Source organism: Chryseobacterium sp. MFBS3-17, assembly GCF_020687745.1.
Classification (GTDB): Bacteria; Bacteroidota; Bacteroidia; order Flavobacteriales; family Weeksellaceae; genus Marnyiella.
This window is the reverse complement of the sequence record NZ_JAJEWK010000012.1, coordinates 235,179-258,358: the sequence shown is the minus strand read 5'-3', so window position 1 is coordinate 258,358 and position 23,180 is coordinate 235,179. Positions and strand designations below refer to the sequence as shown.

Below are 23,180 nucleotides of genomic sequence, written 5' to 3'. Positions count from 1 at the left end.
TTAGAAAAAAAATCAAATGAATTGCAGGCAAGATTCAGGCGCCCTTACTGTTTTCCCTGTAGTCTTCCAACACACTGAGTTGTTCCCGGTTGCCCCTCTGTACCTGAGTTTCAGAATCGGCCGACATGCTGTTTTTCAGTTTCAGCACTGCGGGGATTACAGAACCCAGGGTGACGCCGGGAATCTCCAGCGAAGAACGGATGTCATCTGAGATGAGATAATTGGCTACACTTTTGTGAATATAGCCCATGCTTTTCTTCATCAAATCCAGTTTCAGGAGGCTCACGGGGGTATTCTCATGAATGAGCGCATCAGCCAGAGACGCTGAATCCGAATCTGGCGGTGCCTGATAGGCGGTCCAAAATTTGAAAAAAGACAGTGCCTGCCGGCGGTTTTCGGGAATCAGCTCTGCCGGAACGCCCAGAAGCCATGTGACATATTTCCAGAGGTGGAAAACGCCCGCCTCCTCTTCCGCACTTACCGGGAAATTCAGCTTTTCCAATCCGTAAACAAAGTATAAAGTAAATGCGATATTGGTGGCAATCATGTCGGCAGTATTCAGCGGGGTACCGTACTGTTCTGCATCCCAGTCCGGATATTTTTTCACAATCATTAACCGTGATGCCGAATGGATGAAACGGGTTCGCAAAGCAACATCCATTCTCATTTGCGCAGCATTTTCAGTACTGCGCGAAACTTCTACCCAGAATCCCAGCGTATGGTAGAGCCGGTGTACCGCACCTTTCTCCAGTGCGCCGGTTGCCACCAGTGGTTTGGTAAGATTGGCAAAATAATATCCGCCCAGCAGCGCAAAATTTCTCAGCACCAAAAGTCCCATTACGCCACTCCGCTGACAAAGCCTGCTCCCGGATTGTATAAGTTCCCGATTTACCCAGTGAGGCAAGATATTACAGGAACTGCGCAGTACGGCAAAATCTTCCGGAATTTTTGCATTGGGATTCCCGTGAAGATTTTTCATGATGTCACCAAAAGAACCCTCGGCCAGCCATTTCTGTACAAGGCGGTCTGCTTCGCGGTCGTAATCAAAGAAAAGTTCAGAATCGTATGCTGACTGCAGCGTTTCGGGAGCAATGCCGGCCCAGTTCAGAAAATCTTTGCCATTGCCGGTGGTCCAGAATGCGTGGTTGTCTTTCAGGGATATGTTCATGTTTAAAAATCAACTGGCGAGAAGGCTTCAAATTCCCCGCCATTTTTGGGGGTGGCTCTTTGGGCGGTCTTTAGGTTTTGGAAAAAACCGATTCCAGAAAGTAATCACCTTTTTGCTTGTTTTGACATAGAATATCGTAACGGCTGCCCTAATTATTCGTTTTTGTAAGTGTCAAATTTTTCAAATGAAACTACACCAAAATCTTGTACCGTTTTTAAGTTATCATTGTCTTTTACTAATGCTTCTGCATCGGGGTCGTCACTGTCGTTAAGCTTGTAACTTATGAAATGGTCTTCGTAAAGAAACCAATTTTTCTTGTCTTGTCAAATTTGAAAGTGATTGTCTTTTCCCAATGTTGTCCACCTGCAATGCCGTGTTCAATTAAAACATTTCCGTTTTGTATTGTTGTCCCTACAAACGGGTCGCCAAACATTCCACCACAATCAATGCACTCAACAATATTGTCATTTCTAATTGCAAGTTTGTATGAGCCGTCTGATTGCCCTAAAAGCAAAAGTAATGGTCGTTTGTCTGTACCGAAAGGATTAGTGTTTTTTTCATTTATTTTGTATTTAAATTAAAATTTTGTTTTAGACAATATATCTGTCTTATCCTCCTATAGATTGACTTTTTTAGTTAGTCAATCAAATGTAACCAAAATATTTTGTTCATCAGCATAAATACGACCGCTTCAAAGCACGGTCAGATCAGACACTGCTGAAAGATAATACGCCGTAATTTTTGCCATCAACGGAAGGTACGGACAGGTCACTCCTACGGAGCTGGGATGATTTTTCTGAGTTTTTTCTATTCACAGTCCGCTCCTCCGGAGCTGAATCGAAAATGCATCGGCACTACTGCAGGCAGCAGAAAACCCGAACAGTCCGCTCCTCCGGAGCGGTCCGGTTCCGAAAAGTGTCCCGAATCATCCGTAAAACCGTCTGTCTGGCAAAAAAAATTCCCTGCCTCAACATAGCCCGGATGGCAGCGGCATCCTTTTTGGGCGCATGAGCGGAGCCGAATGCACCCAAAAAGATACAGCGTACAGCCGGTAGGTCAAGTGTAAGGCAACGGTGCCGTGTGTGCTCCTAAAAAATCCCCTACATTTCACCGTTCTATTTCCCGAGATGATGCTTTTACCCGAAGAACAGCACAAAAAAGGACAAGCCCGGGCCTGTCCTTTATCAAAATCAGTTGAAACTGAAATTTTACATGTGAATTGCAATTTTTGCAGTGGCATCCAGTGCCGCCTCTTTTATGGCTTCTGCAAATGTAGGGTGCGCATGGCTCATGCGGGCAATGTCTTCTGCACTGGCACGGAATTCCATAGCCGTAACCGCCGCCGCAATCATGTCTGCCGCTCTGGCACCAATCATGTGTACGCCCAGAACCTCATCCGTTTTTTCGTCTGCCAGAATCTTGATAAATCCGTCTACATCTCCGGACGCACGGCTTCTGCCCAGTGCCCGCATCGGGAAGTTACCGGCTTTATACGCCACGCCTTCTTCTTTCAGCTGTTCTTCTGTTTTACCTACAGCAGCTACTTCCGGCCAGGTATAGACCACACCCGGAATCAGATTGTAGTTGATGTGTGGTTTTTGTCCGGCAAGCTGCTCGGCCACCATCACCCCTTCTTCTGATGCTTTATGCGCCAGCATGGCTCCGGCCACTACATCACCGATGGCGTAAATGTTCGACACATTGGTCTGCAGGTGATCGTTGGTTTTTACGCGGCCTCTTTCGTCGAGCTCCACCCCGGCTTTTTCCAGCGCCAGACCGTCTGTATAAGGTCTTCTGCCTACGGAAACCAGTACATAATCTCCTTCCAGAACCACCTCGGCACCTTTTTTATCTTTTGCGGTCACTTTTACCGTATCGCCATTGCGTTCCACAGACTGCACGCCGGTAGAAAGATTGAACCTCATGCCTTGTTTTCTCAGGACTTTATTCAGTTCTTTGGACAATGCGCCGTCCATGGTCGGGATAATCTTATCCATGAATTCTACCACGGTAACCTCTGCACCCAGACGTTTGTACACCGATCCCAGTTCCAGACCAATGACCCCGCCCCCTATAACAATCATATGCTTCGGGATTTCTTTCAGCTTCAGGGCTTCGGTAGAAGTAATGATTCTTTCCTTGTCCACGGTAATGAACGGCAATGAGCTTGGCTTGGAGCCGGTAGCAATAATGGTATACTTCGATTCCAGAATTTCTGAGGAACCGTCGTTTTTGGTCACTTTAATCTGAGTGGCAGACTCAAAACTTCCCACCCCTTCAAAGACGGTGATCTTGTTTTTATCCATCAGGAACTGAATTCCTTTGGTGGTCTGCTCTACCACTTCATCTTTTCTGGCAATCATCCGGCTGATGTCTGCTACAGGTTCGTTGATGATGATTCCGTGGTTGGCAAATTGATGTGCTGCATTTTCGAAATGCTCAGAGCTGTCCAGCAGTGCTTTAGAGGGAATACAACCCACATTGAGACAGGTACCGCCCATGGTAGGGTACTTTTCTATAATAGCAGTTTTGAAACCTAACTGTGCACAACGGATGGCGGCCACATACCCACCGGGACCCGAACCGATAACGGTAACATCAAATTGACTCATTTTATTTTTGTTTGATTTTTATTGATAGCATTAAAAGTTGCACAAAATTACGAAAAATTTTGCCTTACGAGCCCACGGAGTTCCAGAGATTTTTCAGGAGGACTGAAAAAGATGATTCAGATTTTTTCTGGGCAGCCGGGAACCTGCTCTCCGCTATTACTCCTCCAGCTGCCCCACGGCAAAAACCATAAGGTAACCATTGAAACCATGGGGCAACTGTGCGGGGTAGCCGCTGCGATCAGGGCTGGTTACGCAAAGCCTTCCGAAAGCGTACTCAGTCTCAGGCAGGCGGTTTCTTCAGATGCCGGGGATTCTTTTTGAGCCGCGCGCCGCAGGCGCGCGGCTCATTCCTCACAAAAAAAAGAATGCACGCTTAATTCCCATCAAAAACGAAGGTAAGGCCTCATCTACCGTCAAAATAAGACCGGCAACATCTCATCTCTTTGAAAAAATCAACTGCAGTCCACAAAAAATATCAGCCACTCTAAACCTTCATCATAAAGGCTAACCTTCTCTCATTTCTTACTACCAATACATATGGCAACGTCTCAACTCCAGAAAAAGGTCAGCCACCCATCATTGCTCATAAAGGAGGTCGGCCGCAACCCGCTCCCACAAGTGAAAATTCAGATCACCATCTTCACAAAAGAACTTCAATCACCCGTCATTGCTCATAAAAAAGGTCGGCCGCAGCTGCGCTGCGGCCGACCTCTGTCTCCTTCCGGTCACACTACCCACATTTCGAACTTCCGCAGTTCTTACAGGTGAGGCAGCCTTCCTGATACATCACCTGATCCGAGCCACAGCTGGAACAACTGCCGGAGGCATGGGTACCATCAGCAATATACCGTTTCAGCGCACGGGCTACACCGGCTTTCCAGTTGTTGATGGATTCAGAATCCAACTCCATCCGGTTAATGAGTTCCACCACGTTTTCAATCGGCATCCCGTGTCTCAGTGTTCCGGAAATCAGCTTGGCATAGTTCCAGAATTCAGGCTTAAATTTATGGGAAAGACCTTCGATTGTGGTTTTGTAACCCCGGAGGTTGGTAAACTGAAAATCATAGCGGGAATCACCGTTTTCATCCCGGTTTTTAATGATTAAACCTTCATTCACCCATCTGGGCAGCAGAATACCCTCTTCGTCATCTGCCAGTCCGGTGAAAATCTCGTACGGCTTGCCGTCTATAAGTCCTACAAAGGCAATCCACTTTTCTTTATTATTCTGAAAGCGCACTACATCGGCCTTCAGGGTCTGCGGTCGTTTCGTAGGAAATGCCGACGAAAGCAACTCCTGGCTCTCCTCCTTTTTCTCATCGCTGGCAATCAAAACTCCCGAGCGGGAACCGTCGCGATACACCGTGACGCCCTTGCACCCTACTTCCCACGCTTTGATGTAAAGCTGATTCACGAGTTCTTCGGTGGCATCATTCGGGATATTAATGGTTACAGAGATGGAATGATCTACCCATTTCTGGATGGCTCCCTGCATTTCTACTTTGCTGAGCCAGTCCACATCATTGGATGTCGCTTTGTAATACGGCGACGCTTCTATAATTTTATTGATTTCGTCCTGGGTATATTTCTTGTCAGTATCGATGTCATTGACCTCCATCCATTGTTTGAAACGGTGATGGAATACCAGATACTCTTCCCAGGAATCGCCTACTTCATCCACAAAATCCACGCGGACATCCCGGTCATTGGGATTTACTTTTCTTCTTCTTTTGTACACAGGAAGAAAGACGGGTTCAATTCCGGAGGTGGTCTGAGACATGAGGGAGGTGCTGCCGGTAGGCGCAATGGTAAGGAGCGCGATATTACGACGGCCGTATTTTTGCATCTCTTTATACAGTTTGGGATCTGCTTCCTTGATGCGGCGTACAAATGGATTCTTAGACTCTCTTTTGGCATCGTAAATCGCAAATGCACCCCGTTCCTTTGCCATATCAACAGAAGAACGGTAAGCTGCCAGCGCCAGAGTTTTGTGCACCAGGGTAGAAAATTCATTCCCTTCCTTGCTGCCGTACTGTATATTGAGTGCCGCCAGCATATCGCCCTCTGCAGTGATTCCCACACCGGTTCTGCGGCCTTCTATAGTTTTATGGCGGATTTTGGTCCAGAGGTTTCTTTCGGTCGCTTTTATTTCATCACTTTCGGCATCGGAATCGATTTTCTGAAGAATGGCGTCAATTTTTTCTATTTCCAGGTCAATGATGTCATCCATCATCCGCTGTGCATAACCTACATGCTCACGGAAAAGGTCGAAGTTAAACTTCGCATGAGAAGTGAACGGGTTTTCCACATACGAGAAGAGGTTCACGGCCAGCAGGCGACAGGAGTCATACGGACACAGCGGAATTTCACCGCATGGATTAGTAGAAACGGTTTCATAACCCAGATCTGCGTAGCAGTCCGGCAAGGACTCGCCTACGATGGTATCCCAGAACAATACGCCCGGCTCAGCAGATTTCCAGGCATTATGAATGATTTTCTTCCAAAGGTCGGTAGCCTTTATCTCTTTCTGAAACTTCGGATTTTTACTGTGTATCGGGTATTTCTGCACATAATTTTCATCCTGAACCACGGCTTTCATGAATGCATCATCTATGCGTACGGAAATATTGGCACCCGTAATCTTTCCTTGCTCTAGTTTGGCATTTACAAAGTCTTCGGAGTCGGGATGGTTAACGGAAACTGAGAGCATCAGTGCCCCTCGCCGGCCGTCCTGAGCCACTTCGCGGGTAGAATTGGAATAACGCTCCATAAATGGAACCAGTCCTGTAGAGGTAAGTGCCGAATTTTTTACGGGAGAACCTTTCGGGCGGATGTATGATAAATCATGTCCCACGCCGCCGCGTCTTTTCATGAGCTGCACCTGCTCTTCATCTATTTTCATGATGCTGCCATAGGAATCACTGTCCCTGCCACTTCCGATGACAAAGCAATTGGACAATGACGCAATCTGAAAATTATTCCCGATGCCGGTCATGGGGCTTCCCTGCGGGATGATGTAGGTAAAGTTTTTGATGAGATCAAAAATTTTCTTTTCGGAAAGCGGATGGGCATATTTTGCCTCCACCCGGGCAATTTCAGAGGCAATGCGCCTGTGCATATCTGCCGGAGTCCGCTCATAGATGTTGCCGTCAGAGTCCTTCAGTGCATACTTACTGACCCACACTTTCGCTGCGAGGTCATCTCCGCCAAAGTACTCCAGGGTAGCTTCATAGGCATCCTCATGTGTAAAAACCTTATTCTTTTTTGATGAAATCTCTGCTTCCATAATTATATTTTTCAAGGGATAAAATTACAACAGAAATTCCATAATTCAAAAAGTTTACAGATTATAAAACGTATCTATTTGATTTTCAGATACATATAATTTATATAACTTCAAAAAGTGTGCAAATTTTGAAAAATAAAATTTTATAAAGTAAAAAAAGTGTAAATAAATTTGAGAATCAGTTAAAATATGAAGTAAATAAACCTTCAAACTGATTCAGGATGATGTCCCGGGAAAAACGGGATTTTATGGAATTTCGGATCGCTTCTTTATCCCGGGGCCGGGCAAGTGCACTGATCAATCTTTCTGCAAATTCCCGATGAAGGTGAATTTCTGCAATCTCGCCATTCACGCCCTCCTGAATAATCTCATTAATTCCGCCCGGACAATTATTGGCCAGCGAATAGACGCCGCAGGCACCGGCTTCCAGTAAAACATTGGGAAAACCTTCATACCGGGACGAAAGCACAAATAAATCAGCATATTTCAGAAAGCGGTAAGGATTTTTTTGCTGCCCGTGGAAGATTACATTGACCAGTTTCATATCGTCCTTCATCTGGTGAAGCAAGTTCTTATCAGCACCATCGCCCAGAATATGCAGTTTCAGCGGTTCGTTTCTCAAGAAATGGAATACTTTCAACAGTTCATCAAACCCCTTTCTGGCAGAAAGATTACCGATGGCAACAACATTTTTATGATTTCCCTGGAAACTTTCTGGGCGCTCAGAAATTTTTAGCTGCGCATCAATAAAATCAAAATCTACCGGATTGTTGATTTTGACCAGTTTTTCTTTTTTAATATTGAAATTTTGCTCCAGATCCTGCTGCATGTCATCACTCTGGCAGATGATTTTGTGATAATTATTATAGAATTTATAAAAAAAACGGATTTCCCTGCGTTTCACATGCTGTGATACCACGTTGGTCTCTCGGGCTATAAATCGGGTTGCGGGGAACATTTTAATAAACAACGACAGATAGGCATTTACCTCTCCAAATCCGCAGAAAACAATGTCCGGTTTACGGCGTTTTATTTCCAGTAAAATAGGTTTCAGTGAATAGCGAATCCGCGGCGTCCTGATGTCAATAATTTCCACATCTTCTTTCAGAATATCCAGATAACCGCCCTGTTTGCGCAACAAGAGAATCTTTGGCTCAAAAATCGTGCGCGGAAGATGATTGGCAATGGTGGTGACAATCCGTTCGGCACCGCCGGTTTCCAGATCTGGTAAAATAAAAATAATGGAAATTTTCTTCATAAGTGAACGGTCAAAAACCGTACGAATTTACAATAAATCCCACGAAAGGCTCCAAAAAACGCGGGTGACATCTTTCATCTGAAAGCCGTTTCAGTTGGCCACATCGCTGATGAATTTGATTCTTAGCATTCGTACTTCCTCATCACTCAGTTCATCGCCAAACTCGGCCAGCAGCACTTTCATGGAATCGCTTTCGCTTTCGTTCATAAATTCCATAAATTCATCTACAATATCTTCGTCAAAGTTTTCTTCAATATAATAATCGATATTCAGTTTGGTTCCCTGGTACACAATGCGCTCCATCTCTTTCAGAAGGTCGTCCATAGAGAGGTTTTTTGCCTTGGCAATGTCTTCCAGATCTATTTTCTTATCGGTATTCTGAATGATGAAGACTTTATGTGAGGATTTATTGGCCACCTGTTTCAGAACCATATCCTGCGTACGTTCTATATGGTGCTCATCCACATAATTTTTGATGAACTCGGCAAAATCTTTTCCGAATTTTTTAGCCTTACCATCGCCTACGCCGTACACTTTTCCGATTTCTTCAATGGTCACCGGATACTGCACGGTCATATCTTCCAGGCTGGGATCCATAAATACCGTGTAGGGCGGAATGCCGTGCTTTTTTGCCACAGATTTCCGGAGATCTTTCAGCTGATCAAACAAGACCTTGTCCAGTCCGCCGCCCTGCTGCACCTGTACCTGATCAGAATCTGCCTTGGTTTGCGCCAGGTCATACTGCCGGTCCTCGGCAATCATAAACAGCGTTTTGTCCTTGCCGTCTATCATATCCTCACCTTTCTCCGTCACCTTCAGCACCCCATAGGTTTCGATATCCTTTTGCAGAAAATTCTGCACGGTAGCCTGCCGGATAATGGATTTCCAGAAGTTTTCCTCCTGGTCTTTACCCACCCCGAAATGAGGCGTTGTTTCCAGTTTATAGGATTTGGTCACGGAATTCTCTTTTCCTACGATCACAGAAATTAAATCTTTGGTTTTGAATTTCTCATCCAGATCTTTGGTGACCTTCAGTACAATTTTCAGTTCTTTGGTACAGTCTTTCAGCGTGGGCGGATTCACGGAATTATCGCACATCTGCGCACCGGCACCATTTACCGGATCAAATTGTTCACCGAAATAGTACAAAATATACTGTCGCCTGCTCATGGAAGTTTCGGCATAACCTACCACCTCATTCAGCAGCTGCAGCCCGATTTCCCGTTCAGAAACAGGCTTCTGCGCCAGAAATTTTTCCAGTTTTTCAATATCTTTAGGATCATAGAAAGCCAGACAGATTCCCTCGCCGCCGTCACGTCCTGCCCTGCCGGTTTCCTGGTAGTAGCTTTCCAGTGATTTTGGAATATCATAATGGATGACAAAGCGTACATCGGGCTTATCAATCCCCATCCCAAAAGCAATGGTGGCTACAATGACATCACATTCTTCCATCAGGAATTTATCCTGATTGGCCACCCGGGTTTTCTGATCCAGACCTGCGTGATAGGGCAATGCATTAATCCCGTTAACCTGCAGCAGTTGTGCGAACTCCTCTACTTTGCGGCGGCTCAGACAGTACACAATTCCCGATTTCCCCTCATGTTTGTTGATGAACTTTACAATCTCCTTATCTACATTCACTTTGGGTCTTACCTCGTAAAAGAGGTTGGGACGGTTAAAGCTTTCCTTGAAAACAACTGCACTGGTCATGCCCAGAGTTTTCTGGATATCGTCTTGCACCTTTGGTGTGGCGGTTGCGGTAAGGGCGATCACCGGTACTTTGGCAATTTTGTCAATGATCAGTTTCAGATTACGGTATTCCGGCCGGAAATCATGCCCCCATTCCGAAATACAGTGTGCTTCATCTATGGCGACAAAGGAAATATTGGCTTCCTTCAGAAACTCGAGATATTCTTCTTTAATCAGTGATTCCGGAGCCACATATAATAATTTAGTACGTCCGGATTTTATATCGTCAAAAACCTGTTTGGTCTGTGTTTTATTAAGCGATGAATTTAAAACGTGTGCCACCCCCGACTCAGAAGACAGCCCGTTTACAGCGTCTACCTGATTTTTCATGAGCGCAATAAGCGGTGAAACCACAATTGCTGTACCTTCAGAGATGATTGCCGGCAACTGATAACAGAGGGATTTACCTCCGCCGGTAGGCATCAGCACAAAAACGTCATTTCCCTGCATCAGGGTTTGTATAATTTTTTCCTGCTGCCCTTTAAAAGTTGAAAACCCAAAATATTTCTTTAATTCTTTAGATAAATCGGTGTTTTTTGTATTCATTTTCAATTTTCTTTTTACGGTAGTGCTTATTTTTGCACGGTAAACCGATTTCTTTTTAAGTCAAACATCATTTCGTGAAAATCATCTAAATTTGTTTTCTAAATTTGCACATATTCCAAAGTTAGGAAATAAAACTCATTATTGAAAAAATTGATTCACTATTTTGAACAAAAAAATAACCGGATTCTTATATTGAACAATTTTTAATATCATTCATAACCTGATAAATGAACCAAGACCCCATACTGCGAATGGCCAAAGAGGCCCTGTCTGTTGAAATTTCTGAACTGGAAAGCCTGAGAGACCGCCTGGATGACCAATTTCTGCAAGCAGTACATCTCATCCGCTCTGCCACAGGCAAACTGATTGTGGTGGGCATTGGCAAATCTGCCCACGTTGGAAACAAAATTGTAGCCACATTAAACTCCACCGGGACACCGGCGCAGTTTCTCCATGCATCTGAAGCGCTGCACGGTGATCTTGGCGTCATCCAGAAAACAGATGTGGTGCTGTGTATTTCCAATTCCGGAAATTCACCGGAGATTGTCAACCTGCTGCCTTTCCTGAAGGATTATTCAGCGGCACTGATTGGCATGACCGGTAATCTGAACTCCAGACTGGCAGAATTTTCGGAAGTAGTACTCAATACTTATGTGGCCAAAGAGGCCTGCCCCATCAAACTGGCGCCTACCAGCTCTACCACGGTACAAATGGCGCTGGGCGACGCGCTGGCAGTGTGTCTGATGAATCTGAATGACTTCCGGGAACAGGATTTTGCCAGATTTCACCCCGGCGGCAGCTTAGGGAAAAATCTTACGGCCAAAGTGGAACAATTTCTTTCGCCGCAAAAACCGCAGGTCCCGGAAGATGCCACCATCCGTGAAATCATCATCTCTGTAAGCGCGTCCACCCACGGCATCACCGTAGTGACCCAAGGCAAAGAAATAACCGGCGTGATTACCGATGGTGACCTTAGGAGGATGCTGATGAGCGAACAGGATGTTTCCACCCTCACAGCAAAAGATATTATGAGTAAAAATCCGAAAAGCGTGGACAAAAATGACCTGGCCAAAGAAGCCATGCACATTTTAAAAGAGAAAAACATCGGTCAGCTTATTGTGACAGATCAGGGCAATTACCACGGAATTATAGACCTGCACCGGCTGCTGGACGAAGGAATTAATTAAGAAAAAAATAAAAAATCAATACTGAAGAGCGAAAAAATGAGTGCAGGAAAAGACATGTCTTTTATGGGACACATCGGCGAATTAAGAGGTCATCTTATCCGCTGTATCATTGCCATTATCATTGGCGGCCTAATCGTAGGGTTTAATATAGAATGGATTATGGACCACATTTTCTTTGGTCCGGTGCGCAATGATTTTCCTACGTTTCGGGTGGTCAACCTCATTTCCCAGCAACTGGCCGGCGAAAACGCAATCGTCCTTCCGGATGATTTCCCGATCCGCGTGCAGAAGCTGTATCAGCAATTCAATGTGATGATGTCTGTATCGGTCATTGGTGGCGTAGTAGTGGCATTTCCGTATATTGTGTGGGAACTCTGGCGTTTTGTTTCGCCGGCCCTCCATCCCAGAGAACGTAAAAATTCAGCCATACTCATCAATTCCGTATGGATTCTTTTTCTGCTGGGGATTCTGAGCGGATATTTTCTGATTTTACCATTTGCCATCAATTTTGCGGTACTTTTTAAAATTTCAGACATCATTGAGCCTTTATATGACCTCTCAGATTATACGGCACTGTTCTTTCAGATTGTTCTGGGCATGGGAATTGTATTTCTGTTTCCGGTAATAGTGTATTTTCTGACCACCATTGGCATTCTGACCCCGAAATTCCTGAAAACATACCGCAGACACGCCATCGTACTCATTATGGTAATTGCGGCAGTAATAACGCCTGCAGATGTGATGAGCATGTTTATGGCCGCTATTCCGCTGCTTATTTTATTTGAATTCAGCATTGCTCTGTGTGCCAGAACCTACAAACGCATCCAGAAAGAGCAGCAAAAGAACAACCCTCCTACAGAGGTGCAGGAGGCCTAATGAATTTTGCATACTCCAGATTGGGCGTGATTGGGCGGAACAGAGTCTTTTCTGTTCTGCGAAATTGCATACCTTTGCATCTTTAAAAATGAAGACAAAATGAACCCATTTATTGAAGAACTGAAATGGCGCGGACTTTACGCTGACATGATGCCCGGTACAGAAGAACAACTGAACAAGGAAATGACGACGGCGTACATCGGGTTTGACCCTACTGCAGATTCACTGCATATCGGGAGTCTGATACCGATTAAAATCCTCGCACATTTTCAGCAGCACGGCCACAAACCGATTGCACTGGTGGGCGGCGCTACCGGTATGATTGGTGATCCGTCCGGAAAATCCATTGAAAGAAACCTTTTAGACGAGGCGACGCTGAATCATTATGTGGACTGCCTGAAAAATCAGTTGTCTAAATTTCTGAAATTTGACGGCAGTGAGGCCAATAATGCTGAACTGGTGAATAATTATGACTGGATGAAGGAATTTAGCTTTCTGGATTTCATCCGTGATGTGGGCAAAAACATCACCGTAAACTATATGATGGCCAAAGATTCCGTAAAGAAAAGAATCACGGGTGAAGGTGGCGCAGAAGGGATGAGTTTCACAGAATTCACGTATCAGCTGATACAGGGTTACGATTTCCTGCACTTGTACCGACATAAAAATGTAAGACTGCAAATGGGTGGCTCTGACCAGTGGGGCAATATTACGACGGGTACAGAACTGATTCGCCGGAAAGCTCAGGGCGAAGCGTTTGCACTCACCGTTCCATTGATTACAAAAGCAGACGGCTCTAAATTCGGGAAATCTGAAGGTGGCGAGAATTACTGGCTGGATCCCAAGCGTACATCCCCTTATAAATTCTATCAGTTCTGGGTGAATTCATCTGATGCTGATGCCGAGCGTTTCATTAAGTTCTACACTTTTCTGAGCAAAGAAGAAATAGAGGCGCTGATTGCAGACCACCTTACGGCTCCGCATGAGCGCAAACTGCAAAAAAAACTGGCAGAAGAAGTTACCGTGTGGGTACACAACCGCGAAGAATATGAAAAAGCGGTAAAAGCTTCAGAAATTCTGTTTGGAAGAAGTACCGCAGAAGATTTGGTTCAGCTGGATGAAGCCACATTTCTGGAAGTTTTTGAGGGCGTTCCTCAGAAAGAGATTGACCGCCAGGAAGTCATCGGCAGCAATATCATAGACCTGATCTCTGAGCAATCCGGATTTCTGAAATCCAAAGGGGAAGCCAGAAGAGAACTTCAACAGAACGCCATTTCGGTGAACAAGGAAAAAGTAAATGACACTTTCCAGGTTCATGAAAAAGATTTGATAGACGGCCAATTCTTACTCCTGCAAAAAGGTAAGAAGAATTACTTTATTGTGAAGGCTGTATAACACAGCCGGAGACCAAAAAAGAATCCCGAACCATGCAGGTCCGGGATTAATTTTATCTGAGAATCAGTCTTATTTCTTAAAATCAAATACGGTTTCAGCCAGTAGGTTAAGCCCTTTTGCCGTATCTGTAGCCTTCATTTCGCCATTGATCATAATATTGACAATCAGTTCAGAATCCGAATCCACACCATCACCGATGGCAGACAGATGCACCGCCCCTTTGGAAGTGTGTACTATTTGTGGCTCACTGTTCCACGTAGTTGGGGTACTGGGAATATTGAACTGAGTACTCTGCACGGTACCCACCTGAGTAATGATTGCATCTACATTAACACCCGTACTGTACTTCACCTGAAACTGTACATTGACACTTTCATTGGGATCCTCTTCGCGATCTTTACAAGAAGTAACCGTGCTGAAAAGTGACACAGAAAGAACCAGCGCCATACTGAAGGCAAGAAATTTTCCGGAAAGAATTGATTTGTTCATACCAAATTGAATTATTTTCGTCCAAATATAATGGTTTTTTATATAAATGAGTCCAAGATTTAAAGAAAATTTAACAATAGCCTGCAAACCGGTTCACATCAGCAAAACAAAATAGCGGCTTTATGACCCCCTATTTCTCATATCAAACGTCAAATTGGCAGACCTTACGCACTGGCAGGTTTCTTGACACACAGAGGGAAATAAGAAGACAATGGAACTGAAATATCTGGTACGCGAACCTGAAACGATAACTCCCCAGACCACTATACTCTTCATGCTCCATGGTTATGGCAGCAATGAGGAGGATTTATTTTCCTTTGTCCCCACACTGCCCGAAGACTGGATCATTGTAAGTTTCCGTGCCCCACTGAACAGCCAGTACGAAGGGTTCTCCTGGTATGACATTGATTTTATGAATCCCGAAAAGTTTGTCAACACCGAGCAGGCTGCTGCTTCGCTGAATGCCATTCTGGAACACATGCTGAGCATCAGCAACCATTACGGACTTACCCAAAACCAGACCCATCTCTGCGGTTTTTCACAAGGCGGAATTCTGAGCTATGCCCTTGCGCTGCGCCTTCCGGAGTTTTTTAAGAAAGTGGCGTGCCTCAGCTGCTATCCGGAAGAAAAGCTGCTAGGAGAAATTTCTAAAGACAAGAAAAAACTTTCGCAGTTACAGTTCTTCGTCTCGCATGGTACAGATGATGCCATTATCCCGCTGGAATGGGGTCGCAAAGCGGCAGATCTGCTGTATGACCTGGGCACCTATTTCACCTTCCGCGAGTATATGAGCGGACATGGGGTAAACCAGAAAAATTATATGGATCTGATGGACTTTTTTAAAAAATAACGGGCTACTCTACAAAAACAGCGGTAGAACCCTTCACTTCTTTGATGGTAAATGAACTTTGGGTGCTGGCAATATGCTCCAGCCCCGTAAGTTTGGTCACCATGAATTCCCGGTAATCCTGAATGTCTTTTACACAGATTTTCAGAATATAATCATAGTCACCGCTCACATGGAAACATTCCATCACCTCCGGAAATTTCACAATTTCTTTCTCAAAATATGAAATATACTCTTTGCGGTGCTGCACCAGTTTTACATGGCACAGTACAATGAAGCCACGGTTCACTTTGGCTTTATCCACCAGCGCCACATATTGCTTAATGACCTTTTGCTTTTCCAGCTTCTTTACCCTTTCGAAAACCGCAGTCACAGAAAGATTGAGCGCAGAGGCAAGCGCTTTGGTGGTTCTTTTGGAATTTTCCTGCAGTAACAGCAGGAGTTTTTTGTCCTTTTCGTCCAGTTGCATCTGAAAATATTTTGGCAGATGATTTTATCTGACTTTAAATTTAGATTAATATTCTAAATAAAACATGATTTTCCGATAAAAAAGTTAAAATTCAGATTAAATATTGATAAAATTTCACAAAGTCCCTACATTTAGCTGATTAAAAAGTTATCCATGAAAGATTTTAATGCTGCCAATAATATTCAGGATCTGCAATATTTCGGCGAATTCGGAGGAGTAAACCCTTCTATTTCTGACTCATCCACGTACACGTTTCTATCTGCCAAAACGATGTTTGACACCTTCGAAGGCAATGCAGACGGATGCTATCTGTACTCCCGGCATTCCTCACCGTCCAATTTATACCTGGCCGAAGCCCTGGCGCAGATGGAAGGTTACGAAAGTGCCAATGTGACGGCCTCAGGTATGGGTGCCATCACCTCTGTGCTGCTACAGCTCTGCCAGTCGGGAGATCATATTGTATCCAGCCGCACCATTTATGGCGGAACGTATGCCTTTATGAAAAATTTTCTGCCCAATTTCAACATCGCAACTTCTTTTGTAGACATCACCGATCTGGAAAAAGTAGAAAATGCCATTACAGAAAACACCAAAGTATTGTATTGTGAATCTGTAAGCAATCCGCTGCTGGAGGTAGCGAATCTCCGTGCACTCTCTGAAATTGCCCACAAACATAATCTGAAACTGGTGGTAGACAATACCTTTTCTCCGCTTTCCGTTTCACCAAAACTGATGGGGGCAGACGTGACCATTCACAGCCTTACCAAGTTTATTAACGGCAGCAGTGACACCGTGGGAGGCGTGTACTGCGGAACGCTGGAGTTTATCAATGACACCAAAAATGTCAATTCCGGAGCGTGTATGCTTCTGGGACCTACCATGGACAGCCTGCGTGCCGCCAGCATCCTGAAAAACCTCCGTACCCTGCACATCCGCATGAAAAAACACAGTGAAAACGCACTGTTTCTTGCTCAAAAATGGGAACAAGACGGACTGAAGGTAAAATACCCGGGTCTGGAAAGCCACCCTCAACATGAAGTATTCAAAGAAATGATGCATGAAGAATACGGATTTGGCGGACTGATCGCGCTGGATGTAGAATCTGTGGAAAAAGCCAATGAACTGATGGAACTGATGCAGAATGAAAACCTGGGCTATCTGGCCGTAAGTTTAGGATTTTATAAAACGTTGTTCTCGGCTTCCGGAACCTCAACTTCCTCTGAAATCCCTGAGGATGAGCAAAAAGAAATGGGCCTATCGCCCGGTCTGATCCGTTTTTCTATCGGTCTGGATCATGATATTGAAAGGACTTATGAAAAAATGAAAGCCTGTATGGTAAAAGCAGGTGTTCTGAAAGGGACTTCCGTCACGATATAGCAAAAATCTGACAGAGATTTTGGGTGGCCTGCGAAAGTGGGTCACTTTTTTGTTCAATACCATTCAGTTTCTCCATCACCTGGTAAGGCTGTTTGTTATACTGATTTTGCTGATGACGCCAGCATCACTACCATCATTCTCATAACGACTACAATCATACGAAACCTGCAGGCGACTGGAATTTTCCAGCCGCCTTTGGACACTTCACTAAATTTTACTGATCAAATTTATTGGGATGCGCTTTTTTGATTTCAGCCACTGTTTTCAGCACTTTATCCTGAAGAGATTCCTGGTACTGCTCCATTTTTTCGGCCACCTGCTCATCTGAAATACCCAGAATTTTGGCAGCCAGAATGCCGGCATTCAGCGCTCCGTTCAACGCTACCGTAGCCACGGGAATTCCGCCGGGCATTTGCAAAATAGACAATACAGAATCCCAACCGTCTATCGAGTTGGAAGATAAAATAGGCACGCCAATAACGGGAAGCGTGGTGCAACTGGCCACCATTCCCGGAAGATGGGCAGCGCCACCGGCTCCCGCAATGATTACTTTCAGGCCTCTTTCCCGGGCGGTTTTGGCATAATCCAACATTCTTTCGGGTGTTCTGTGGGCAGAAACCACCGTTAATTCATAAGGGATATCCAGCATTTTGAGGAAACTTGCCGCCTGCTCCATAATGTGCAGATCACTTTGGCTTCCCATGATAATTCCGATCATTGTTACTTTTATTTTAGATTTATTTTTAAGCTTTTACGATTACCATTTCCTTAATACGAATCAGTTTCTCCAGTACATCTTCCCTGGAACTGCCCAGCACATTGATATGACCCATCTTCCTTCCCGGCTTGGTTTCGGTTTTTCCATAAAGGTGAATATAGGTTTGTGGCAATTTCATGACCTCATCCATCCCTTCGTACAGCACTTTTCCACTGAATCCTTCTGCGCCCACCAGATTCAGCATTCCTGAAAATCCATGGTAATCCGTATCAGCCAATGGCAGATTTTTAACGACGCGGTACATTTGCTCAAACTGCGAATTGGCATTTCCTTCCTGCGACTGATGGCCGGAATTATGCAGTCTGGGAGCGGTTTCATTTACCCAGACCTTACCGTTTTTGTCTAAAAATAATTCAATGGCAAACAGCCCCGGAGAATTGACTGCGGCCAGAAATTTTTCCGTGATTTCCCGGATTTGATTTTCAGCATCTTCAGTAAGATGCACCGGACAAATATTAAAATCGAGCAAATTCAGTTTGGGATCTGCCACCATTTCGGTTACGGGAAACGTGCGGGTTTCACCCAGATCATTTTTTGCCACGATAACGGACAGTTCTGTATCAATATCCACCAGATTTTCAATTACCGAAGGGGCTTTCCACAGGTTTTTGAGGTCTTCGGAGCTACGGATTACCTGAACTCCCTTGCCATCATAGCCACCGGTATTCATTTTCTGAACAAAAGGAAGGGCGAACGAAACCTCTTCGGAGCCTGTCTGCAGAATTTCAAAAGCAGGACTCGGTATCTCATGTGCTTTGTAGAATTCTTTCTGAAGAATTTTCTGCTGAATGGTCTTGATTATGGACGCATTGGGAACCACTTTCACCCCTTCCTCCTCCAGTGTTGCCAGAGCTTCTGCATTTACATGTTCTATTTCAATGGTGACCACATCCTTGCCGCGGCCGAAGTTCAGCACCGTTTCATAGTCATTAAAATCACCATGGGTGAAATGAGAAATATGATGGCAGGGCGCATCAGGTGCAGGATCGAGGGTGTAAAAATCATCATCATATTTCAGTGCTTCCTGAATCAGCATCCGGCCCAGTTGGCCACCACCTAAAATTCCTATTTTCATTCTTTGAACATTCATCTTACAAAAATACTTGATTATACTTTCTCTGCCAAGATTTTTGTACATTCGGTTCATCATTATGATATAACCCCCAGACCTTCTGAAGATGGAAACCACGTTTTATGTTGCCTCCGCCCTGCTGATCCTGCTGAGCATTCTGCCATTCATCAAAAACCAGCACTGGGTGTTCCGGGTACCGGAGTTTATGAAAATACAGCTCTTTGCGCTACAGATGCTGACCCTTCTCTGGGGATTATTTTTCGTGGACAAAACATGGATCTTCCTAATTGTGAGTGGTGTGCAGCTGATTCTTACACTCTATCATCTTTATATACTGATTCGCTATACCACTGTCTACAAAAAAGCTGCAGTTCCACCAGCAGGAGCCGATACGGTGTCTGTAATTTCATGCAATGTGTATCAGTTTAATGAAGATTACAGCAACTTTCACCGACTGATCCGCAAATACCGCCCGGATATTTTCATTACTATGGAAAGCCACAGCGGCTGGGAAAAAGCCAACCGTACATTGGAATCTGATTATCCGTACAGCGTGAAAGTGACTCTGGAAAATACCTACGGCATGCATTTATATTCCCGAATCCCCATTGAAAAGAGTGAAGTACATTTTTTTGTTGCCGATGACATTCCAAGCATTGAAGCCTGTTTCCGGGACCATAACAACCGGTTATTCTGCATTATTGCAGTGCATCCGCCGCCACCAAGCCCTACAGAAGAAACCAATTCCAAAGAGCGCGACGGTGATTTGCTGAGCGTAGCTAAAAAGTGTAAGGCAAACAATATCCCCACGGTGGTGACGGGAGATTTCAATACGGTTGCGTGGTCAGATACTTCTATTCTCTTCAGAAAAACAAGCGGTTTGATTGATGCACGGATGGGGCGGGGAATCCTGGCCACCTTCCATGCGCGATACTGGTTTTTCCGGGTTCCTCTGGATTTATTGTTTCACAGTCCCGATATTTACATTGACAAACTGGAGACGCTGGAGTCCATAGGATCTGACCACTTGCCCATGCACTGTCGTTTTTATGTACACCGGTACAGCCATGAGCAGGAAGAAGAAGAAGTAGAGCATGCAGATGCTGCAGAAAAACAGGAAGCAGAAGAACTGATCCGGGAGGGTCAAAAAGAAGAGAGCAACAACCGCGGTGATGCTCCCTGATTTTTGTATTTCCTGATGTTTTCCGGGTCTAAAAATTCATGACATCCTTTACCATTCCCTTGTTCTGTGTATGCTGCATCAGATTGGCATTGATAAAGGATTTTATTTCATCTGAGTGTTCATTTTCCGGGAAAAGAAGATGGACATTGGCACCCGCATCCAGGGTGAAAAATAACGACAGTCCCGTTTCTTTGCGGAAATCCCAGATTTTCTGAATCACCTGCAGGGTTCCGGATTTCATCAGAATAAAAGCAGGATCGCTCATCATCATCATCGCGTGCAGTGTCAGGGCCTCGTGCTCCACGAGTTTCATAAAACCATCCATATCACCAGATTTCAAAATCTGCCGGATGACTGCAAAGTTCTCATGAGCCTCCTGAAACCGGCGTTCTGCATAAGGATTGGTCTTCATAAGTCCATGTCCTGCGGTAGAGCTCACCGATTTTTCACCTTCATGAATCAGCAACACCCAGTCATTAAAGTTTTTAAAATCTTCGTGAATTTCGCTATCCGGATATCGAACGGCATATAAATCTGAACTGCCGGCTACTTCGCGGGTTTCGCCCCACACCACCAGACCGTCATACAAACTGCGACAGGCACTTCCGCTGCCTAGGCGCGCCAGAAAACTGGCCTTCTGCACCGGATCCTGTGTCCTGACATCATCACTGAACGCCTCATCCAATTCCATCAGACATTTGGCGACCGCTCCAAATCCGGAGGCCGAACTGGCAATTCCCGAACTGTGGGGAAACGTATTTTCGGTATGTATGGTATAGTTTCCCTGTAAAATCCACGGCAGAAAAGGCTCGATATTCTTAAAATATTGCTCCATTTTTTCCGCAAATTTCACTTCTTCCTTACCTGCCAGAAATATCTGAATGCCAAACGGTTTTCCGGCGCAGAATTCCATAGTGGTATTGGTCTTACAATGGTTCAGCGTATAGCTGATGCTGGGATTTGCCGGAATCTGACCGGGGTATTTCCCCCAATACTTGATAAGGGCTATATTGCTGGGACAGCTGGCAGAAACGGTATGATCTGCCACTCTGAAAGATTTATTTCCCAAAAATTTCTCTGTCATAAGGTGATTATTTAAAAGCAAAAAATAATTGCTGTTGACATTTTATCTATACATTTTCTCTATCAGATCAGTATATTTCGCGGTGACCACATTCCGCTTTACCTTCAATGTAGGGGTAATTTCGCCGGTGCCTGTTTCAAATGGGGAAGACAGCAGAGTAAACTTCTTCACTTTCTCAAAGCCCGGAAGCGCCTGCTGAACTTCGTCTATTTTCTGTTGATAAAAAGCTTTAACTTTATCAGAATTCACCAATACTTCCCAAGAGGTAAAAGGAATATTCATTTTCGGCAACTGTTCTGTCAGCGATTCAAAATCAGGAATAATTAAAGCAGACACAAAGGGTCTTCCCTCTGCCACCAGCATCACCTGATCTATAAAATTATTGTTGGACAGAAGGTTTTCTATCGATTGTGGTGCAATATACTTTCCGTTGGAGGTCTTCATCAGGTCTTTAATGCGGTCTGTGATGTAGAGATTCCCCCGCTCGTCCATCCGTCCGGCATCGCCGGTTTTTAACCATCCGTCTCCGGTAAAAACCTCAGCCGTCTCTTCAGGTTTTTTATAATACCCTTTCATAATTCCGCTTCCTTTGGCCAGAATTTCACCATTTTCTGCAATTTTCAGCTGGGTATCGCCTAAAGTCCGTCCTACAGAACCATGTTCGTACTGCTGAAACGGAAATGCAGTAAGCGTAGCCGTAGTCTCGGTAAGGCCGTAGCCCACGGTAAGATGAATTCCCATGGCATCAAAAAAACGGGTCACCTCCGGAGAGACAGCCGCTCCGCCACAAGGCATAAACCAGAGTTTGCCGCCCATTTTCTTTTTAATTTTTTCAAAAACCAGCAGTCCGGCCAGTTTATTTCTAAACCGCAGTCCAGCCGGTATTTTTTTTCCTTGTCGCTTCAGTTCTGCAACTTCAGTCCCGGTTTTCACAGCCCGCCCGAAAATCTTCTTTTTGGTATCGGAGCCTTTTGCAATCATCTCATTTACTCCGGCGTAGATTTTCTGATAAAACCGAGGTACGGCACACATCATGGTGGGTTGCACTTCCTTCAGGGTTTGGGCAATGAGCTTTGTATTTTCCAGAAAGGAAACTTTGGCTCCGCCTGTGAGGGCAAGCAGGGTCCAGCTCCGTTCGAAAACATGCGTAAGTGGCAAAAAAGCCAGAGAATGTTCTCTTTCAAAATCTTTAAATTTGAAAAAATCAAAATGTGCCGCAAAACATTTGGTAAAATTACCGTGCGTAAGCATAACGCCTTTCGGGATTCCGGTAGTCCCGGACGTATAAATAATGGTGGCTATATCGTCATCACTTTTTTCTGCGATTTCAAAATCTTCGGCTGAGCGCTTGATGAAATCTTCCAGATATACGGAGTTTTCCTTCTTGATCCAGACTGATTTTTTAACCACAATGATATTTTTCAGATGGTCTGAAGACTGTGATATTTCGTAGGCGGCATCATATTGCTCCTGGTTTCCCGTGAGAATCATTTTCACTTCTGCATCATCCAGAATATATCTGGCCTGATCTGCGGTATTGGTAGCATACACGGGGACTGTGACGCCACCAAGCGCCATCACTGCAAGATCAAAGACAATCCATTCTGCAGAATTATCTGCATAAATCGCCACATGGTCATTTTCTGCAATACCTGCTGTCTTCAGTGCATTGGCTGTTTTAAAAACCATCCGCCGGAAGTCACGCCAGGTAAGTTCCTTCCATTTTTCATCTTTTTTAAAGCCAATGGCTGCTTTGTACGGATATTTATAGGTATTGGTATTGAGAAAATCGGTAACGTTCATGATG

Annotated in this window: 18 protein-coding genes; 6 read left to right on the top strand and 12 right to left on the bottom strand. The window is 44.7% G+C overall.

What is annotated here, in order from left to right; translation table 11 throughout:
• Positions 1–34 precede the first annotated feature (34 nt).
• The 6 genes from LKO26_RS11485 to recQ all read right to left on the bottom strand — a co-directional run bounded on the left by LKO26_RS11485 (position 35) and on the right by recQ (position 10,616).
• On the bottom strand, positions 35–1,168 hold the full coding sequence (locus LKO26_RS11485) for an oxygenase MpaB family protein (protein ID WP_227588013.1): 1,134 nt from the start codon (positions 1,166–1,168) through the stop codon (positions 35–37).
• Positions 1,169–1,448: 280 nt separating this feature from the next.
• Entirely contained in the window at positions 1,449–1,682 is a 234-nt protein-coding gene (locus LKO26_RS11480) for a hypothetical protein (protein ID WP_227588012.1), read from the bottom strand.
• 694 nt (positions 1,683–2,376) lie between these two features.
• Positions 2,377–3,780 (bottom strand): dihydrolipoyl dehydrogenase, encoded by a 1,404-nt coding sequence (lpdA, locus tag LKO26_RS11475; RefSeq protein ID WP_227588010.1) that lies wholly within the window; start codon positions 3,778–3,780, stop codon positions 2,377–2,379.
• 730 nt (positions 3,781–4,510) lie between these two features.
• A complete protein-coding gene (locus tag LKO26_RS11470; protein ID WP_227588009.1) occupies positions 4,511–7,063 on the bottom strand; it encodes an adenosylcobalamin-dependent ribonucleoside-diphosphate reductase in 2,553 nt (850 codons plus the stop codon).
• A gap of 178 nt (positions 7,064–7,241) precedes the next feature.
• A complete protein-coding gene (locus LKO26_RS11465) occupies positions 7,242–8,321 on the bottom strand; it encodes a glycosyltransferase (RefSeq protein ID WP_227588008.1) in 1,080 nt (359 codons plus the stop codon).
• A gap of 90 nt (positions 8,322–8,411) precedes the next feature.
• On the bottom strand, positions 8,412–10,616 hold the full coding sequence (gene recQ / locus LKO26_RS11460; RefSeq protein ID WP_227588007.1) for a DNA helicase RecQ: 2,205 nt from the start codon (positions 10,614–10,616) through the stop codon (positions 8,412–8,414).
• Between the two features lie 227 nt (positions 10,617–10,843).
• Here recQ and LKO26_RS11455 point away from each other — a divergent pair, with 227 nt between their 5' ends.
• From LKO26_RS11455 to tyrS, 3 genes are all read left to right on the top strand, one after another.
• Positions 10,844–11,803 carry an SIS domain-containing protein gene (locus LKO26_RS11455; RefSeq protein ID WP_227588006.1) on the top strand — a complete coding sequence of 320 codons (960 nt, stop codon included), beginning with the start codon at positions 10,844–10,846 and terminating at the stop codon, positions 11,801–11,803.
• Positions 11,804–11,839: 36 nt separating this feature from the next.
• Positions 11,840–12,679: a twin-arginine translocase subunit TatC gene (tatC, locus tag LKO26_RS11450; RefSeq protein WP_227588005.1), complete on the top strand. Its 840-nt coding sequence runs from the start codon at positions 11,840–11,842 to the stop codon at positions 12,677–12,679.
• A gap of 99 nt (positions 12,680–12,778) precedes the next feature.
• On the top strand, positions 12,779–14,074 hold the full coding sequence (tyrS, locus tag LKO26_RS11445) for a tyrosine--tRNA ligase (protein ID WP_227588004.1): 1,296 nt from the start codon (positions 12,779–12,781) through the stop codon (positions 14,072–14,074).
• A 69-nt stretch (positions 14,075–14,143) separates the two neighbouring features.
• On the opposite strand, the gene LKO26_RS11440 is transcribed toward tyrS, so the two are convergent.
• Positions 14,144–14,563: a hypothetical protein gene (locus LKO26_RS11440; protein WP_227588003.1), complete on the bottom strand. Its 420-nt coding sequence runs from the start codon at positions 14,561–14,563 to the stop codon at positions 14,144–14,146.
• Between the two features lie 211 nt (positions 14,564–14,774).
• On the opposite strand from LKO26_RS11440, the gene LKO26_RS11435 reads away from it, so the two are divergent.
• Positions 14,775–15,413, top strand: coding sequence for an alpha/beta hydrolase (locus tag LKO26_RS11435; protein WP_227588002.1), 639 nt, complete (start codon positions 14,775–14,777; stop codon positions 15,411–15,413).
• 4 nt (positions 15,414–15,417) lie between these two features.
• On the opposite strand, the gene LKO26_RS11430 is transcribed toward LKO26_RS11435, so the two are convergent.
• The gene (locus LKO26_RS11430) at positions 15,418–15,879 is read right to left on the bottom strand and encodes an Lrp/AsnC family transcriptional regulator (RefSeq protein WP_227588001.1); all 462 of its coding nucleotides are present in this window, start codon (positions 15,877–15,879) and stop codon (positions 15,418–15,420) included.
• 153 nt (positions 15,880–16,032) lie between these two features.
• Between LKO26_RS11430 and LKO26_RS11425 the strand changes: the two genes are divergently transcribed.
• Positions 16,033–17,256 (top strand): aminotransferase class I/II-fold pyridoxal phosphate-dependent enzyme, encoded by a 1,224-nt coding sequence (locus tag LKO26_RS11425; protein WP_227588000.1) that lies wholly within the window; start codon positions 16,033–16,035, stop codon positions 17,254–17,256.
• A gap of 214 nt (positions 17,257–17,470) precedes the next feature.
• Here LKO26_RS11425 and purE read toward each other — a convergent pair whose 3' ends face one another.
• Both purE and LKO26_RS11415 read right to left on the bottom strand, forming a co-directional pair.
• Positions 17,471–17,974, bottom strand: a complete 504-nt coding sequence (gene purE / locus LKO26_RS11420) for a 5-(carboxyamino)imidazole ribonucleotide mutase (protein WP_227587999.1) — start codon at positions 17,972–17,974, stop codon at positions 17,471–17,473.
• A 25-nt stretch (positions 17,975–17,999) separates the two neighbouring features.
• Positions 18,000–19,109 carry a 5-(carboxyamino)imidazole ribonucleotide synthase gene (locus LKO26_RS11415; RefSeq protein ID WP_227587998.1) on the bottom strand — a complete coding sequence of 370 codons (1,110 nt, stop codon included), beginning with the start codon at positions 19,107–19,109 and terminating at the stop codon, positions 18,000–18,002.
• Between the two features lie 103 nt (positions 19,110–19,212).
• Between LKO26_RS11415 and LKO26_RS11410 the strand changes: the two genes are divergently transcribed.
• The gene (locus LKO26_RS11410) at positions 19,213–20,289 is read left to right on the top strand and encodes an endonuclease/exonuclease/phosphatase family protein (RefSeq protein WP_227587997.1); all 1,077 of its coding nucleotides are present in this window, start codon (positions 19,213–19,215) and stop codon (positions 20,287–20,289) included.
• A 28-nt stretch (positions 20,290–20,317) separates the two neighbouring features.
• Here the strand turns inward: LKO26_RS11410 and LKO26_RS11405 are convergent, their stop codons facing one another.
• Together LKO26_RS11405 and LKO26_RS11400 are read right to left on the bottom strand one after the other, a co-directional pair.
• The gene (locus LKO26_RS11405; protein WP_227587996.1) at positions 20,318–21,373 is read right to left on the bottom strand and encodes a diphosphomevalonate/mevalonate 3,5-bisphosphate decarboxylase family protein; all 1,056 of its coding nucleotides are present in this window, start codon (positions 21,371–21,373) and stop codon (positions 20,318–20,320) included.
• A gap of 42 nt (positions 21,374–21,415) precedes the next feature.
• Entirely contained in the window at positions 21,416–23,176 is a 1,761-nt protein-coding gene (locus LKO26_RS11400; protein WP_227587995.1) for an AMP-dependent synthetase/ligase, read from the bottom strand.
• Positions 23,177–23,180 lie beyond the last annotated feature (4 nt).